Annotated in this window: 19 protein-coding genes; 12 read left to right on the top strand and 7 right to left on the bottom strand. The window is 59.5% G+C overall.

The annotated features are described in order from the left end of the window. Window positions 1–5: 5 nt before the first annotated feature. The 3 genes from PseuLF5_RS09255 (at window position 6) to PseuLF5_RS09245 (ending at window position 2490) form a co-directional block, all read left to right on the top strand. On the top strand, window positions 6–1385 hold the full coding sequence (locus tag PseuLF5_RS09255; protein ID WP_123465604.1) for a sodium:solute symporter: 1380 nt from the start codon (window positions 6–8) through the stop codon (window positions 1383–1385). An 87-nt stretch (window positions 1386–1472) separates the two neighbouring features. Then, the gene (locus PseuLF5_RS09250; RefSeq protein ID WP_128615125.1) at window positions 1473–2198 is read left to right on the top strand and encodes an MBL fold metallo-hydrolase; all 726 of its coding nucleotides are present in this window, start codon (window positions 1473–1475) and stop codon (window positions 2196–2198) included. A 43-nt stretch (window positions 2199–2241) separates the two neighbouring features. Continuing rightward, complete coding sequence (locus tag PseuLF5_RS09245; protein ID WP_123465601.1) at window positions 2242–2490, top strand: acyl carrier protein; 249 nt, start codon at window positions 2242–2244, stop codon at window positions 2488–2490. Between the two features lie 188 nt (window positions 2491–2678). Here the strand turns inward: PseuLF5_RS09245 and PseuLF5_RS09240 are convergent, their stop codons facing one another. Next, the gene (locus PseuLF5_RS09240) at window positions 2679–2807 is read right to left on the bottom strand and encodes a PA1414 family protein (protein WP_007914492.1); all 129 of its coding nucleotides are present in this window, start codon (window positions 2805–2807) and stop codon (window positions 2679–2681) included. Window positions 2808–2949: 142 nt separating this feature from the next. Then, window positions 2950–3843, bottom strand: coding sequence for a putrescine utilization regulator PtrR (ptrR, locus tag PseuLF5_RS09235; protein WP_123465599.1), 894 nt, complete (start codon window positions 3841–3843; stop codon window positions 2950–2952). Window positions 3844–3947: 104 nt separating this feature from the next. On the opposite strand from ptrR, the gene PseuLF5_RS09230 reads away from it, so the two are divergent. After that, on the top strand, window positions 3948–5129 hold the full coding sequence (locus PseuLF5_RS09230; protein ID WP_340133387.1) for an MFS transporter: 1182 nt from the start codon (window positions 3948–3950) through the stop codon (window positions 5127–5129). On the opposite strand, the gene PseuLF5_RS09225 is transcribed toward PseuLF5_RS09230, so the two are convergent. From PseuLF5_RS09225 to PseuLF5_RS09215, 3 genes are all read right to left on the bottom strand, one after another. Continuing rightward, window positions 5074–6006, bottom strand: a complete 933-nt coding sequence (locus PseuLF5_RS09225) for a DMT family transporter (protein ID WP_123465595.1) — start codon at window positions 6004–6006, stop codon at window positions 5074–5076. The two genes, PseuLF5_RS09230 and PseuLF5_RS09225, sit on opposite strands and share 56 nt — an antisense overlap. 268 nt (window positions 6007–6274) lie before the next feature. Beyond that, window positions 6275–6679: a DUF2177 family protein gene (locus PseuLF5_RS09220; protein ID WP_123465593.1), complete on the bottom strand. Its 405-nt coding sequence runs from the start codon at window positions 6677–6679 to the stop codon at window positions 6275–6277. Between the two features lie 45 nt (window positions 6680–6724). Beyond that, window positions 6725–7561 (bottom strand): CvfB family protein, encoded by an 837-nt coding sequence (locus PseuLF5_RS09215; protein ID WP_123465591.1) that lies wholly within the window; start codon window positions 7559–7561, stop codon window positions 6725–6727. A 340-nt stretch (window positions 7562–7901) separates the two neighbouring features. On the opposite strand from PseuLF5_RS09215, the gene PseuLF5_RS09210 reads away from it, so the two are divergent. From PseuLF5_RS09210 to PseuLF5_RS09200, 3 genes are all read left to right on the top strand, one after another. Then, on the top strand, window positions 7902–8090 hold the full coding sequence (locus PseuLF5_RS09210; RefSeq protein ID WP_016985943.1) for a hypothetical protein: 189 nt from the start codon (window positions 7902–7904) through the stop codon (window positions 8088–8090). 216 nt (window positions 8091–8306) lie between these two features. After that, on the top strand, window positions 8307–9023 hold the full coding sequence (locus PseuLF5_RS09205) for a TorF family putative porin (protein ID WP_123465589.1): 717 nt from the start codon (window positions 8307–8309) through the stop codon (window positions 9021–9023). A gap of 77 nt (window positions 9024–9100) precedes the next feature. Beyond that, complete coding sequence (locus PseuLF5_RS09200) at window positions 9101–9970, top strand: DUF6279 family lipoprotein (RefSeq protein ID WP_322373958.1); 870 nt, start codon at window positions 9101–9103, stop codon at window positions 9968–9970. 52 nt (window positions 9971–10022) lie between these two features. Here PseuLF5_RS09200 and PseuLF5_RS09195 read toward each other — a convergent pair whose 3' ends face one another. After that, complete coding sequence (locus tag PseuLF5_RS09195) at window positions 10023–10415, bottom strand: transcriptional regulator (RefSeq protein ID WP_340133386.1); 393 nt, start codon at window positions 10413–10415, stop codon at window positions 10023–10025. 175 nt (window positions 10416–10590) lie between these two features. Between PseuLF5_RS09195 and PseuLF5_RS09190 the strand changes: the two genes are divergently transcribed. The 4 genes from PseuLF5_RS09190 to PseuLF5_RS09175 all read left to right on the top strand — a co-directional run bounded on the left by PseuLF5_RS09190 (window position 10591) and on the right by PseuLF5_RS09175 (window position 13131). Next, the gene (locus PseuLF5_RS09190) at window positions 10591–11325 is read left to right on the top strand and encodes a DUF899 domain-containing protein (protein WP_340133385.1); all 735 of its coding nucleotides are present in this window, start codon (window positions 10591–10593) and stop codon (window positions 11323–11325) included. A gap of 81 nt (window positions 11326–11406) precedes the next feature. After that, window positions 11407–11682 carry a hypothetical protein gene (locus PseuLF5_RS09185; protein WP_123465581.1) on the top strand — a complete coding sequence of 92 codons (276 nt, stop codon included), beginning with the start codon at window positions 11407–11409 and terminating at the stop codon, window positions 11680–11682. A 254-nt stretch (window positions 11683–11936) separates the two neighbouring features. Further along, window positions 11937–12518 carry a papain-like cysteine protease family protein gene (locus tag PseuLF5_RS09180; RefSeq protein WP_340133384.1) on the top strand — a complete coding sequence of 194 codons (582 nt, stop codon included), beginning with the start codon at window positions 11937–11939 and terminating at the stop codon, window positions 12516–12518. 13 nt (window positions 12519–12531) lie between these two features. Then, window positions 12532–13131 carry a hypothetical protein gene (locus tag PseuLF5_RS09175; RefSeq protein ID WP_340133383.1) on the top strand — a complete coding sequence of 200 codons (600 nt, stop codon included), beginning with the start codon at window positions 12532–12534 and terminating at the stop codon, window positions 13129–13131. Window positions 13132–13194: 63 nt separating this feature from the next. Here PseuLF5_RS09175 and PseuLF5_RS09170 read toward each other — a convergent pair whose 3' ends face one another. Next, complete coding sequence (locus PseuLF5_RS09170; protein WP_123465575.1) at window positions 13195–14535, bottom strand: DEAD/DEAH box helicase; 1341 nt, start codon at window positions 14533–14535, stop codon at window positions 13195–13197. A gap of 191 nt (window positions 14536–14726) precedes the next feature. Here PseuLF5_RS09170 and PseuLF5_RS09165 point away from each other — a divergent pair, with 191 nt between their 5' ends. After that, window positions 14727–16025, top strand: coding sequence for a mechanosensitive ion channel family protein (locus tag PseuLF5_RS09165; protein ID WP_123465573.1), 1299 nt, complete (start codon window positions 14727–14729; stop codon window positions 16023–16025). Window positions 16026–16063: the final 38 nt, after the last annotated feature.

Genomic DNA, 16063 nt, shown 5'->3' with positions numbered 1-16063 from the left:
CCATCATGGCTTTGGATTTATTCGTCGTCCTCATCTACGCCGCCGGCATGCTCTTGCTCGGCTACTACGGCATGCGCAAGGCCAAGACCAACGAGGACTTTCTGGTCGCAGGGCGTAACCTCGGCCCAAGCCTGTACATGGGCACCATGGCCGCGACCGTACTCGGTGGCGCATCCACCGTCGGCACCGTGCGTCTGGGCTATGTGCACGGCATCTCCGGTTTCTGGCTGTGCGCGGCACTGGGCTGCGGCATCGTCGCGCTGAACCTGTTTCTCGCCAAACCGTTGCTGAAACTGAAGATCTACACCGTTACCCAGGTCCTGGAAAAACGCTACAACCCGATGGCCCGCTCGGCGAGCGCGGCGATCATGCTGGCCTACGCGCTGATGATCGGCGTGACCTCGATCCTGGCGATCGGCACCGTGCTGCAAGTACTGTTCGGCCTGCCGTTCTGGATCTCGGTGCTGCTTGGCGGTGGTGTGGTGGTGATCTACTCGGCGATTGGCGGGATGTGGTCGCTGACCCTGACCGACATCGTCCAGTTCATCATCAAGACCGTCGGCCTGATGTTCATCCTCTTGCCGATCTGCCTGTACCGCGTTGGCGGGTGGGACGAACTGGTGCTGAAGCTGCCGGCAGCGGCGTTCAACTTCACCACCATCGGCTGGGACACGATCATCACCTACTTCATGATCTACTTCTTTGGCATCCTGATCGGTCAGGACATCTGGCAACGGGTGTTCACCGTCAAGACCGCCAAAGTCGCCCAATACGCCGGCAGCCTCGCCGGTATCTACTGCATCCTCTACGGTCTGGCCTGCGCGCTGATCGGCATGGCCGCTCACGTGCTGATCCCGGATCTGGACAACGTCAACAACGCCTTCGCCGCCATCGTCAAACTGTCGCTGCCGGACGGTATCCGGGGCCTGGTGATCGCCGCTGCGCTGGCGGCCATGATGTCCACCGCCAGTGCCGGCCTGCTCGCGGCGGCCACCACCCTGACCGAAGACCTGCTGCCGAAACTGCGTGGCGGCAAACAATCGAGCCTGGGCATCAACCGCCTGTTCACCTTGCTGACCGGTGTCGTGGTTCTCGGTATCGCCCTGGTGGTGAACGATGTGATCAGCGCCCTGACCCTCGCCTACAACCTGTTGGTGGGCGGCATGCTGATCCCGCTGATCGGCGCGATTTTCTGGAAACGTGCGACCACTGCCGGCGCCATCGCCAGCATGGGTCTGGGTTTCGCCACCGCGCTGCTGTTCATGTTCAAGGACGGTCTGGATGCCAACACGCCGATCTACTACAGCCTGGCGGTCGGCCTGGTGAGTTTTGTAGTGGTCAGCCTGGTCTCCCCTCGTCCGGCAACCGCGGCGAGCGCGATCTAAGCTTTGATGTAACGACTTGATGCTTTCTTCGACGGGTGTGGCGTCGGTTGCCACACCCGTTTTTTTGGGTCTGGAGAAACAGTGAATATGAAGATCGTTCCCCGCGATCAATGGTTTGAAGTGCAGACGTTGAGCGATGGCATCCGGCTGATTCATGAGCCGTACATTCGCCCGTTCTATCGCTGCAACCTTTGGCACGTTCAGGGCCGCGACAAAGACTTGTTGCTGGACAGCGGCTCGGGACTGGTCAGCCTGCGCGAGCAGTTGCCGTGGATCACCGAGCGGCCGCTGGTGGCAGTGGCCAGTCATTGCCACTTCGACCATATTGCCGGGCATCACGAATTCGCCGAACGTCTGGTGCATCCGGCCGAGGCGGATATTCTCGCCGCGCCGGATGGCGAGAACGACTTGAGCCGCGCCTTCGTCGGCGATGACATGTTCGAGGCGCATCCCGATTGTCCGTTGTGCTACGCCGAATACCGGGTCAAGGCTGCGCCGGCCACCGGATGGGTCGAGGACGGCGACGTGCTGGACCTGGGCAACCGCACGCTGCAAGTGCTGCACACACCGGGGCATTCACCGGGCGGAATCAGCCTGTACGAAGCCGCGACGCAAACCCTGTTCAGCGGCGACATCATCTACAACGGGCCGTTGATCGAAGACGCCTACCACTCCAATCTGCACGATTACGCCGCCAGCCTGCGCCGCTTGCAGGCATTACCGGTCCGTACCGTTCATGGCGGACATTTCGGCAGTTTTTCCGGCGAGCATTTGCGTTCGATGATTGACGAATGGTTGCGCGGCCACGCGTGAGGCCTGCTGTACTCAAGCAAGAAAACAACTAGAAATATCTGTCATGAGAAAAGCTGCCGTGCGTGCCGCCGTGCACCGATACATTCGGCGCCTGCTGGAGTCGCGTGAATTCACCGACAACACCAGCCTGGTGCAATTGGGCCTGGAAAAGGCGGATATCGAAGATCTGATCTTTCATCTGGAGGATGAATTCGGACTGACGGCATTCACCGCCGAGGAAGACCGGATGCTCAAGACCGCGAAAACGGCGAAGGACTTGAGCCGGTTTTTGCTGGAGATTGGCAGGCATTGAGAGGATTTGCCAAACACGTCCACAGGGCTGAGATAACACCCTGTGGCAAGGGAACTGGATCCAACCAAGCTGCGCAGCAGCCGCCAATTGTGCCTGACAGACGTTGCTCACTGACTTTACGACTGCTGCGCAGCCGAGCGCGAGCAAACTCCCTCGCCACAACTAGTGGCACTCACAGGCTGATTTACCTACCGGCGCCGTTGTTGACGGCGGCGCTGCTCGTCATCGGTGCGAATCGGTACAGGTTGCAGAGGCGGTTCGATCAAGCCGAGGGCGACACCCAAGTCGTGCAGCCAGTTTTGAATTTTCTCTTTCATCGTCATGCCCCCTCCAGGGTGGTGCTGAGCGGCCGGAATTCTGAGGCCGCTTCGCACTGATAATAGTCCGAAGTCCTACGCAATGCTCGGGCAAATCCGCAATGATCTGTTACTGAATTGAACAGAATTCGCGGGCATGGGTTCACGCCGTTTCTCGCGCTTCAATCTGAGCCGCAGGATAGACAGCCTGCTGCACCTCGACCCACGCGTTCAGGTTGGCGCCGACCATGCCCTTGCGCCACATGAGCCATGTTGTCGCACCCACGAATGGCTCGGCCAACAGGTGCGCGGCGACACTCTCGCGCCCAGGCAGACTGGCGAGCATCGACTCCGACATCAGCGCGACCCCACTGCCGGCAATCACGCAGGCGAGCATGCCCTGGTAGGACTCGATCTCCATCGCGCGGCCCATCGTCGCGTGATAGTGCGAAAACCACGCCTCCAGGCGCATGCGGTAGGAACAGCCACGACGAAAGGTAAACACCGAGCGCCCTTCCACATCCTTGGCGCTGCGTACCGGCGGGTGATCGGTTTCGGTGATCAGCACCAGACGTTCCTCGCACAGCGGCACGCCATCGAGCCCGGCCAGTTCCAGCGGGCCGTCCACCAGCGCGGCGTCGAGGCGCCCGGTCAGCAAACCTTCCAGTAATTCGCCGCTCGGCGCCGATTGCACCTGCAGGTTCACCGCCGGGTATTGCTTGTGATAACGCGCCAACAGGGCCGGCAGATGAATCGCCGCCGTGCTGTACATGGTACCGAGGACAAAGTCGCCGGCCGGTTGCCCGCCCATCACCGCTGCACTGGCCTGATCGCGCAGGGCAAACAGCTTGCCGGTGTAGTCCAGCAGGACTTTTCCCGCAGGTGACAGCTGCAAACGCTGACGCTCACGCACGAACAGTTCGACACCCAGCTGTTCTTCCAGCTGTTTAAGGCGCGTCGACAGGTTCGACGGCACTCGGTGCAAACGTTCGGCGGCGCGGGTGATCGAGCCTTCTTCGGCGACCGCCTGAAAAATCCGCAGCTGGCTGAACTCCACAAGCCTTCTCCTTAACTGAACAAGTTACTCACTATTATTCAATTTTAAAGAAAGTCAATCAGTCCTAGCCTGACGGTCATTGATCCTTCAACGGAATCCCGACCATGTCGCCACTGATTCGCTTATCCGCCTGCTTCGTCGCCCTGATGATGGCCATGGGCATCGGCCGTTTTGCCCTCACCCCGCAAATGCCGCACCTGCTCAGCGAAGGCCAGATCGACCTGACAGCCGCCAGTCTGATTGCGGCGGCCAATTACCTTGGTTACCTGCTGGGTGCGGTGGATGCGATGTTCGCCCATCGCCCGCAACAGGTGCAGCGGCGTCTGCACGGCGGCTTGTGGTTGTGCGTGTTGCTGACCCTGGCATCGTTCTGGGCCAATGGTTTCTGGTCACACCTGGTGTTGCGCTTTGGCACCGGGGTGGCCAGTGCCTGGGTGCTGGTGATGATCACTTCACTGAGTCAGCCCCTGGCGGCGGCAGCGGGTCGTCCACGTCTCGGAGCGCTGGTTTTTGCCGGGCCGGGTCTGGGGATTTTTCTGACGGGATTGCTGGCACTGATCTCACATCTGTTGCAGCAAACATCTTCGACGTTGTGGCTGATATACGCAGCGGCCGCACTGCTGATGATGCTGGGCGTCTGGCGGCTTCTGCCGCAGCCGGTCGCGGCGCAAGCGGTCACTGCGGCGAGCAGTAGCGCCTCGCATCGCGGCATCGGGCGTCTGGGCGTGATCTACGCCCTGTACGGCATCGGCTACATCATCCCGGCGACGTTTCTTTCGCAGATGGCCAACGCGCAGTTTCACGGACAGTGGCAGGCGGATCTGTTCTGGCCGTGCTTCGGTCTCGGCGCCGCGATCGGCGTGGTACTGGTGAGCTTGCGCCGGCACGATCCGCAGACCACGCGGCACTGGTTGATGGCGACGTTGTGGCTGCAGGCCACCGGGGTGTTTGCCTGTCTGCTGGGCAGCGGTCTCGGCCTTGCACTCGGGGTGATGCTTTGCGGCACACCGTTTCTGGCGTGCATGCAACTGGTCATGCAGCGCTCGCGGGAACTGGCGCCCCACGCGACCCAGCGCAACGCCGGCCTGCTGACCGCCTGCTTTGCCGTCGGTCAACTCAGCGGTCCGTTACTGGCGGCGTTGAGCACACATTTCAGCGCCAGCCTGCATCCCGCGCTGGTGATCGCCGGCAGCGGTTTGCTGATCGCCGGCGGGCTGGCCATGCACTCGACTAACCCTGGCCGAGCGCTTTGCGCAAACGCCGACGCACCCACTGCTCAGCGCTGACAAAGGTGATGCCGAGCAACACCAGCACGGCGCCGATGACGAAGTTCACGCTCAGCGGTTCGCCGAGCAACAACACGCCGAAGGTGACGCCGAACAGCGGCGTCATGAACGAGAACACCGCGAGGTTGGCCGCCAGATAACGGCGCAGCAGCCAGAACCAGATCAGGTAACTGAAGAACGACACCACCAGGCCCTGGAACAGCACGCTGGCCACTGCCACGGGTGTCAGGCTGACATGGCTGATCTGGCCGCTGAACAGCGCGATCAACAACAGGCCGAGGAAGCCGACGATCAACTGATAGAACAGGGTCAGGGTGACCGGCGCTTCCGACAGCCGCGAGGCACGCACCACGACAGTGGTCGCCCCCCAGCAGGCGCCCGCGAGCACACCCAAGGCATCGCCGAGCAGCATGCGGTGGTCGAGGTTATCCCACGACACGCCGCCGGCGAAGGCTATCGCAATACCGATGAACGCGAGCAGGATGCCCAACCATTGCAACGGCCGCAGGCGCTCGCTGGCCAACAGAAAATGCACGCCCAGTGCGGTGAAAATCGGCGCGGTGTAGAGGAACACCGACATGTGCGCCGCGGTGGTCAGCTGCAAGCCTTCGGCGATGAAGAAGAACTCCAGACCAAACAGTGCACCGGCCAGCAAGCCGCCACGCCAGGTGTTGCCGACCTGCGCCCAACCGCCCTTCCAGCAAATCAGCAAGCCCACCAGCAGCGCGGAAATCCCCGAGCGCCCCGCCGCCTGCATCACCGGGGCAATGTCCGCTGCAGCCCACTTGATCATCACCTGCTGCACGCCCCAGATCAGGCACAGGCCGATCATCACCTGCAGGGCAAAACGATCGGCATTGCGCCGATCGACACTCACGGCAACACCTCGATTACACACAACATGGCAGGCCATCCAATGGTCACAAATCAATGTCGGGGATTATCAATCAGCCAGGCAGAAAAAGCCGTCTGGAAAAGACATTCAGTTTGTCTGTTGCGTCAGCGGTGAATGGTTGTCGGCTGCGCCGCGAAGGGCTGGCAAGCCAGCTCCCACAATGACCGGGTTGCTCACTGAGCCTTTGTTCGACACAAAACCCTGTGGGAGTCTGGCTTGCCAGCGATGACGTCAGCTCAATCAACCCAGTTCAAGAAGCTGAATTGAGCAGTCGTCTGGTCAGCAAAAACCCGACAGTACAAGCCACAGCCGTGGCAAACGTCCCCCACGCCCAATCCATCAGGGTCACCTGCACCGACCACCCGCGCAACGTCGCCCAATTGGTCAGGTCATAGGTCCCATACGCCACCAGCCCCAGCAAAGCCCCGCGCTTCGCCGCCCATTGCCACGTCGCCGCCGGCAACACCGCAAACACCACGCAGCCAAAAACATACAGGCAATAAAAAACCGCTGCCGGAACCAGCAACGGTTTTTCGAGCATCAGCGCACCGAGCAACTCGCGATAGGTCGGCGCCATCAACAAGCCGAGCCAGATACCGTCGAGCAGCAGAAATGCCAACAGCGTGGAGATATAAGCAAGCAGCGTTTTTTTCATTTACCCGACCTCGAATGAGCCCATGCAACATGGGCTCCGAAAGGCTCAGGTTAGTTCAATGCGATCGGCATGAATGACGATCTTGCCATCCTTGTACAACGAACCGATGGCCTTCTTGAAGTTGCCCTTGCTGACGCCGAACAGGCTGCTGATCAGTGCCGGATCGCTCTTGTCGCTGACCGCCAGGGTGCCGTCGTTTTCGCGCAACTTGGTGAGGATCTTCGAACTCAGGCTGCTGGCCGCTTCCTGACCCACCGGTTGCAGGCTGAGACTGATTTTGCCGTCGGCGCGCACTTCCTTGATGAAGCCCTTCTCGCGCATGCCGGAACGCATGAACTTGAAGATTTCATTCTTGTGGATCAAGCCCCAGTGCTTGTTGTTGATGATCGCCTTGAAGCCCATGTCGGTGGCTTCGGCCACCAGCAGATCGACTTCCTGCCCGGCACTGTAGTTGGCCGGGGTTTTGTCGAGGTAACGATCCAGGCGCGCGGTGGCGGTGATGCGCCGGGTGTGCTTGTCGAGGTAGACGTGCACCACGCAGTACTCGCCAGCCGTCATCTGCCGTTTTTCTTCGGAATACGGCAGCAACAGATCCTTCGGCAAGCCCCAATCGAGGAACACACCGATGCTGTTGACTTCAACAACTTTCAGGCTGGCAAATTCACCGACCTGAACTTTTGGTTTTTCCGTGGTAGCGAGAAGTTTGTCTTCGCTGTCCAGATAAATAAATACGTTGAGCCAGTCTTCATCTTCGCTGGGAATATCTTTGGGGATATAACGGTTGGGCAAAAGAATTTCGCCGTCGGCACCGCCGTCCAGATATAAACCGAAGTTAGTGTGTTTAACCACTTGCAAACTGTTGTATCGCCCGACTAAAGCCATTTCCAGAACCCTCATTGCGTGGGCGGCATTCTACCCGGTTTTACCGACAACGTCGGGCGGCAGATCGGCACGTTGCGCAAAATCTGCGCGGAGTCTTGATTTTCCTTGGCTGCGCACACGCCAGGTGCCGCTCGTCAGTCGGGTGCGGTCCATGCCCGCGTGATATCAGCGTGCCCAAAAGCATCACTGTTCTTATTTAAAACAGCAGGTTAGGCAGATATTCCAAGTAATTAATCGACAATAATGCAGTACCCCAGTGGGTTATTCCGGGGGATATTTACCAAGCAATTGTCAAGTTATTCCTGTACGATGCCTGGCCGAGTTACTTTTCTACAGGTTAATGGCCGCCATGCGTGTAAAAGCATCCACCAGCAAAGCAAAGCCAGCTCCAGCCGTTGAAACCAGCGAATCGATCAACGATCAGATCGCAGCGTTCCTCAAGTCCGGCGGCGAAATTCAGCAAATTGCCAAAGGCGTCAGTGGCCAGACGTTCGGCCCGTCCAAGCAGATCAGCCTGGGCAAGAAGTAACACCCGGTTTTACACCCGTCCAGAGGCGCTTTGAGCTTCGAAGCGCCTGGACTGGCACCGCATCAGACCCTCCTCGCTTTAAACAGACCACACAACAAATATTCAGAAATCGACGAACGGCCATCAATGCCGATCATTCGCCGGTATCCTTGCACGCGTCTAGATCAAGCGTTTCAGCAGGCCCGCCGCCTGCGCTCGCTGTTCATGGAGTGACGCATGCGCACATCTTCCCGTTTATTGCTTGCAGGCCTGCTGGTCTGCTCGACCGTGCACGCGCAGATCTTCCAGCGGGAACTCGGCGATTTCGACCTTAAACTGGGCACCACACCCGCCCGCAGCATGGCGCAAGGCCTGGTCAAACCGGCGGCGGTCGGCTCGTTCCACGGCGGCCTCGACCTGAGCCACAACAGCGGTCTCTATTTCGGCCAATATGCACCCAGCATGGGTATCACCCCGGGCAAAGACCTCGAAGTCGATTCCTACATCGGCTTTAAACAACCCTTCGACCAGACGCTCGGCTACGAAGTCGGGATGATTCACTACAGCTATCCCGAAGTGGACACCCTCGACAGCCAGGAGCTGTTCGGTGGCCTGACGCTGCTCGGCAGTCGTTTCGGCGTGGCCCTGAGCAACGATCCGGATAAACAGAACAACACGTTGTTTGCCGATCTTGGCGGCAATCAACCGTTCGGCATTGGTGTCAGCATGAAATACACCACCCACCAACTGAACACGCCGGTCGCCGTCGACGGTGGGTATGTCAGCAGTTTTACCGACTGGTCAGTGAAACTGTCCCGGCCGTTCATGGGCGTCGATCTCGACCTGATCTACAGCAACTCCAGTCTCAGCGGCAGCGATTGCTCGGCTTATTCCGGGCACAACAGCCAGTGCGACGGCCTCGTCACCCTCAAGGCTGCGCGCGCGTTCTATTGATCGGCTGAACTGCCGGGTTCATTCTGCGTTCACATAAGAATCAGATTTCCCAGGCTGGCCATCGCAAGGATTCGCCCATGTCTCGCTGGTTCAAGCACATTACCGCACTGTTGATCTTCACCCTCGCCCTTGGCGCCTGCAGCCGCGTCGGCCTCGCGTACCGCAACCTCGACGTGATCATTCCATGGTCGCTCAGCGACTACGTGGACATGAACGGCGAGCAGAAAGACTGGTTCAACGAACGCCTCAAGACACACCTGAGCTGGCACTGCACCACGCAATTGCCCGGCTATCTCGACTGGCTGGATCGTTTGCAGACCATGGTTGAAACCAATCAGGTAAGCGACGCGGCACTGCAAGCGCGAACCGCAGAAGCCAGACAGGCCATCGCCGATACCGCGCGCCAGATCACGCCGTCGGCCATTGAACTGCTGCAAGGGCTGGACGATAAACAGGTCGCGGAAATGAACGACGCCTTTGCCAAGGACCTGCGCAAACGGGAACGGGAATACGTCAAACCCCCGCTGGCCCAGCAGATTGCCGAACGCGGCGCACGCATGGACAAGCGCTTGACCGATTGGCTGGGCCCGCTGAGCGTTACCCAGGAACAACGGGTGATGGCCTGGTCGACCGCACTTGGCGATCAAAACACCCAGTGGATCGCCAACCGCGCGCACTGGCAGCAGCAATTCAGCGCCGCCGTGGCCCAGCGCAACAGTGCCGAATTCCCACAGCGCATCGAAACGCTTCTGGTCAATCGCGAACGTTTATGGACACCGGAGTACCAGAAGGCTTACGCCAATACCGAAGCCCAGGCGCGTGCGTTGTTTGTGGATCTGATGGCCGACAGTACGCCGCAACAGCGCCAGCGGTTGCTGAAGAAGATCGAGGGAGTGCGCAAGGATTTCAACGACCTCAAGTGTCTCAAGGCCGCACAGAGAAACTGAAAAAACAGAGACCCAATGTGGGAGCGGGCTCGCTCGCTCCCACACAAGACCTTCAGGCGATCTGCGCCTTGGACGCGATGACATCGAACGTCGCCTCAGCCAGCGCATCTTCCTGCTCATCCAGCACCTGGCGCGGATGGTCATTACCGGGAATGCTGCTGTCGATCAGACTCAACAGGCTCGATCCGCGCGGCGTCAGCACAAAATTGTTCCCCGTGCTGCCCTCCTCATCCGGACGCGGTGCGATGTAGCCACGCAACAGCAGCAACCTTTCATACTCGCAGGCCAGCGTTTTCAGATGATCCAGATTCTCGATCGGTTCGCCGGCGCCGGCTTTCTCCGCCGCATAGTCTTCGGCATAGGCCCGCGGGGCAAAACTGTGGCCAGCGCTGTTCTGCACTTCATGCAGCAAGCGCTCAATCAAATCCCAGTTATAAGTCGTCATCCTGATTCAACCTCCGGTGCGCGTGATTATTGGCGCGTTCATAGGTTGTGACCGAGGCCGTCCGCAGCCGTTCAGCCGCATTTTCTGCGCCGACCGACCGGCGGTCTGTCGATTGCTCCCAGGGTTAAACGACTAGTCTGAAACACACGGTTTCAACCCCGCAGGAGAAATCATCATGAACGTTGAGAATCATCCGGTGGTGTCGCGCGAAGAATGGCTCGCCGCCCGCAAGCAGCACCTGGCGGACGAAAAGGCCTTCACCCGGGAGCGCGATCGCCTCAGCGCCAAGCGCCGCGCATTGCCGTGGGTGAAAATCGACAAGGACTACCGTTTCCAGGGCACGGACGGCGAGCTGAAACTGGCCGACCTGTTCGGCCAACACAGTCAACTGGTGGTTTACCACTTCATGTTCGCCAAGGGCTGGGAAGAAGGTTGCCAGGGCTGCTCGTTCCTCAGCGACCATATCGACGGCGCCAACCAGCACCTGGCTCATCACGACATTGCCGTGGTCGCCGTTTCACACGCACCGTTCAGCGAGTTTCAAGACTTTAAACGGCGGATGGGCTGGAAATTCGCCTGGGTGTCGTCAGACGGCTCCGATTTCAACTACGACTTTGCTGTCTGCGCTCGGGCCGAAGACGCCGAGGCCGGAAAAGCTACGTACAACTACGAAAAAACTGACAGCTGCGAAGAAGAAATGCCCGGGCTGAGTGTGTTCTATCGCGATCAGGCAGGAGAGATTTTCCACACCTATTCAACCTATGCCCGTGGGCTGGACATGTTGGTCGGCGCCTATCACTACCTCGACCTCACGCCCAAGGGCAGGAACGAAGACGAGATCATGGAGTGGGTGCGGCATCATGATCGGTATGAGGGACAACCCCCTTCAAGTTGCTGCCATACGAGCTGAAAGCCTGCGCAGACTGAACTTTTCATCGCAGCGAGGCCTCCACCGGTTAACCCGCCTTACCCGGACCGGAGGCCCGCCCCCATGAAAAACCTGATCAAGCTCACCCTCGCCGCCACCCTCGCCTGCGCCCTGCCCGTCTGGGCCTGCACGCCGGAAGAAGCCACTGCCAAGCGTGAACAACTGGCCAGGGAAGTCGCCAAACTCACTGAGCAGAATCCGGCCAAGGCCAAGGAGATCAACGCCGAGTTGCAGAAGATGGACCTGGGTACGGCCAGCAAGGATTTGCCTGACAAGTGCCAGTTGATTGATCAGCGGTTGAAAGAGTTGGGCACCGCCGAGAAAAAAGCCGAGAGCTGAAAAACAAGGATCGCAGCCTGCAACAGCACCTACCCCGATCACCGTGGGAGTTGTCACAGGCTGCGATTTTTTGTCTTTAAAAATGCATAAATGCATTTGTTTTCTTGCATTAATGCATATCAAGACTAAGGTTACATTGAGCAAGGAGATCGGCACCGTTCATCGAAGATGAAAACCGTTAGCCACCGATCGCTCGGCAACATCGCGACACCACACAAGCTGGACGCTTGTTTTCACTCATGGAGGATTGAAAGATGTTAACCCCTGAAGCAACCCGATTTACCGGCGAAACCCTGCCAAGGTGCCTTATCGGCGCTTTGCTCGACCCGCAACTGGTCGAAGCCGAAGCCGCTGAACAGGTCAGCGCCCTGGCCGCCGGTCTCAACTTCAACATGCAGCAGCAAACTCAGACCAATTGGTGCTGGGCCGCCGTTTCCGCCTCGGTCGGCAACTATTACGGCACGGGGTCCTGGACCCAGTGCGGGGTGGCCAGCGCGGCGCTGGATCGCAACTGCTGCAATCAACCCGGCCCGTGCAACGTCTACGGCTATCTGGACACCGCGCTGCGGATCACCCGCAGTTTCAACGGCATGAATCAGGGCTCGTTGCAGATGTCAGCCATTCGGAACCAGATCAGCATGGGCCGCCCGGTCGGCCTGCGCTGCGCCTGGTACGGCGGCGGTGCGCACTTCCTGACGATCTATGGCACCAACGGCGACTACGTGCTGGTGGCGGATTCGATCTACGGCTACTCGACTCGTGCACTGAATGCCTTCCCCCGTTCGTACAACGGTGGCGGCAACTGGACCAACACTTATTTCACCGTGAAAAACTGAGGAGGGCGACATCATGCAACTGACGTATCCAAAGGCGCCTTCCAACGGCGTACAGACTTTGCGCCCGGCGCTGCAAGCCGCGCTGCAAACCCGGGGCTTTGGCGCCAACCGCCAGTTCGCCAACGCCGCAGCGGCGAAGATCAGCCTCAGCGAGGCCTACCGCGGTTATTCGCTGAGCCTGGATGACCTGAGCGCCGGCAAAGGTCTGCGCAACGCGCGGATCGGCGACTGGCACTACCTGGTGTTCGCCGATGACGTAACGATCGCCGATGCCCAGTTGGCCGAAGTCTGGGGTCACGTCGAGTTCGCTTCGTTGAACCACGGCAACCTCGCCGCCGCCACGGTAGGGGCGCTGAAACTGGCGGAGCAAGCGCCGCACCTGCAAGGCAAGACCGTTGAGCTGCGGGTGTTGTTCGTATCGGCACTCAACGTTGTGGCGATCTGGCTGCACGCTGATGACGAAGACGTGCTGATCCCGATCGAGCCGACACCCAAGGACCTGGCCGGCACCCGGTTATACAGCGAGGCCGCCCTGCTCGCCGCGCTGAAACCGGCGGCAGATCAGGCAAAACGCCGCTTCGACGCCGACACCAGCGGTCTGTTAGGAAACTGATAAACGCTGGACGAAAAAAAACCCGGACATCGTTCCGGGTTTTTTCTGCGTGCCTGAAAAGCCTTACTCAGCGGCAGGCGCGGCCGGCTTGCGGCGCTTGAGCGGGGCCATGCCATCGCTGCTCACCAGCGAGTCCGGTTTCGGCCGGTTGACGCTCTTGCGCTTGGTCGGCGTCTTGGCGGCGGTTTTTTTCTTGTCGCCCTTGGCGTCGGTCTTTTTCTTCTTCACGCCAACGGCTTTACCCGAGGCCTTGACCTTTTTCGGTCCACCGTAGGTGCCTTTGACTTCCTTGATCGTGCGGCGCTCGAAGCTTTGCTTGAGGTAGCGCTCGATGCTCGACATCAGGTTCCAGTCGCCGTGGCAGATCAGCGAGATCGCCAAACCATCGTTGCCGGCACGGCCGGTACGACCGATACGGTGTACGTATTCGTCGCCGCTGCGTGGCATGTCGAAGTTGATCACCAGGTCCAGACCATCAACGTCCAGACCACGGGCCGCGACGTCGGTCGCCACCAGGATCTTCACACCGCCCTGCTTCAGACGGTCGATCGCCAGTTTGCGATCCTTCTGGTCTTTTTCGCCGTGCAGCACGAACGCCTTGTATTCCTGAGCCACGAGGCGACCGTAGATGCGGTCGGCCATCGCACGGGTGTTGGTGAAGACGATGGCCTTCTGATAGGTCTCGTTGGCCAGCAGCCAGTTCACGATCTGTTCTTTGTGCTGGTTGTGGTCGGCCGTGATGATTTGCTGACGGGTGGTCGAGTTCAGCTGGCTGACCGCGTTGAGCTGCAGGTGCTCAGGGTTGTTCAAGACCTTGGCGATCATCTCGCGCAGGCCGGAACCGCCGGTGGTGGCGGAGAACAGCATGGTCTGCTGACGGTTCGGGCATTCGTCGACCAGACGCTGTACGTCTTCGGCGAAACCCATGTCGAGCATGCGGTCGGCTTCATCGAGCACCAGCACTTCGACTTCTTTGAGGTCGAGGTTGCCGGCGTTGAGTTGCTCGATCATCCGCCCCGGGGTACCGATGAGGATATCCGGCACCTTGCGCAGCATGGCAGCCTGGACCTTGAAGTCTTCACCGCCGGTGATCAGGCCCGACTTGATGAAGGTGAACTGCGAGAAGCGCTCGACTTCCTTCAGGGTCTGCTGCGCCAGTTCGCGGGTCGGCAGCAGGATCAGGGTCTTGATGCTGACGCGGACCTTGGCCGGACCGATCAGGCGGTTGAGGATCGGCAGGACAAAAGCGGCGGTCTTGCCGCTACCGGTTTGCGCCGTCACCCGCAGGTCACGCCCCTGGAGCGCCAGCGGAATGGCCGCTGCTTGCACAGGCGTTGGCTCGACAAATTTCAGCTCGGCCACGGCTTTGAGCAGGCGTTCGTGCAGGGCGAATTGGGAAAACACGGGTGCTACCTCGAAGATATGCAAAAAAACAGCTGCATAGGTTACCGGTTTCGAGCGCTCAGGCCGAGTTTCTTTATACAAACGGGCGTAATCAGTGGCTTTTTTGTTGCTCGATTTGTCTCCAACGGTAATACACGGCGTCTTAAATGCTCTAATCGCCCATCGCGTCTTACAGAAGAATCGTTGCTCACATGGATTTCAAACAGCTCTGGCTCAAAGCCCAAGACCTCTGGGGTGTCCTCGAACAGCACCCGTTCCTGCAATCCGGCCTGGCGCTGATGCTGCTATTGGTGATCGCACTGGTCCTCGGACGAGTGGCGCGTTATCTGATCCTGCACGCCAGCCGCATGCTCGGACGCCAACCGGCACTGCACTGGATCAACGACTTTCGCCACAACAAGGTGTTTCAGCGCCTGGCGCAGATGACACCGTCGCTGGTGATCCAGTTCGGCCTGCATCTGGTGCCGGAACTGAGCAAAACCGCGATGACCTTTCTCGGCAACGTGGCGTTGTCGTTCACCATTCTGTTCCTGCTGCTGTCGGTGAGTGCCCTGCTCAATGCGCTGCTGGACATCTACGCGCGCACCGAACATGCCCGTACCCGCTCGATCAAGGGCTATGTGCAACTGGCGAAAATGGTGCTGTACGTGTTCGGCGCGATCATCATCGTCGCCACATTGATCGACCGTTCGCCACTGTTGCTGCTCTCCGGTCTGGGTGCGATGTCGGCGGTGATTCTGTTGGTCTACAAGGACACCCTGTTGTCGTTTGTCGCCAGCGTACAACTGACCAGCAACGACATGCTGCGGGTCGGTGACTGGATCGAAATGCCCCAGGTCGGCGCTGATGGCGACGTGGTCGACATCACCCTGCACACGGTCAAGGTGCAGAACTTCGACAAGACCATCGTTTCAATCCCGACCTGGCGCCTGATGTCCGAGTCGTTCAAGAACTGGCGCGGCATGCAGCAGTCCGGCGGTCGGCGGATCAAGCGCAGCCTGTTCATCGACGCCAGCGGCGTGCGCTTCATCCGCGACGATGAAGAAGAAAAACTCTCCCAGGTGCACCTGCTGACCGACTACATGAGCCGCAAGAAAGCCGAGCTCAAGGCATGGAACGAGGCGCAGGGTAATGTCGCGGCAATGTCGGCGAATCGTCGGCGGATGACCAATATCGGCACCTTTCGCGCGTATGCATTGGCGTATCTGAAGAGTCATCCGGAGATTCAACCGAACATGACCTGCATGGTCCGCCAGATGCAGACCACGGCGCAGGGCATTCCGCTGGAAATCTACTGCTTCACCCGCACCACGGCGTGGGCCGATTACGAGCGGATTCAGGGGGATATTTTCGATTACCTGCTGGCAGTGCTGCCGGAGTTTGGCTTGAGCCTGTATCAGCAACCGAGTGGCGGGGATTTGCGCTCGGGGTTGTTGCCGGCGGTGTTGGGTTCCGCGCACATTCCCGTGCCTGAAAAACACCTCATGTAACGCACGATCCGTGCAGGAGCTGCCGCAGGAAAAAAAAC

This window comes from Pseudomonas sp. LF-5, from assembly GCF_037626295.1.
Lineage (GTDB): Bacteria > Pseudomonadota > Gammaproteobacteria > Pseudomonadales > Pseudomonadaceae > Aquipseudomonas > Aquipseudomonas monsensis.
This window is presented reverse-complemented; position numbering and strand designations above follow the sequence as displayed.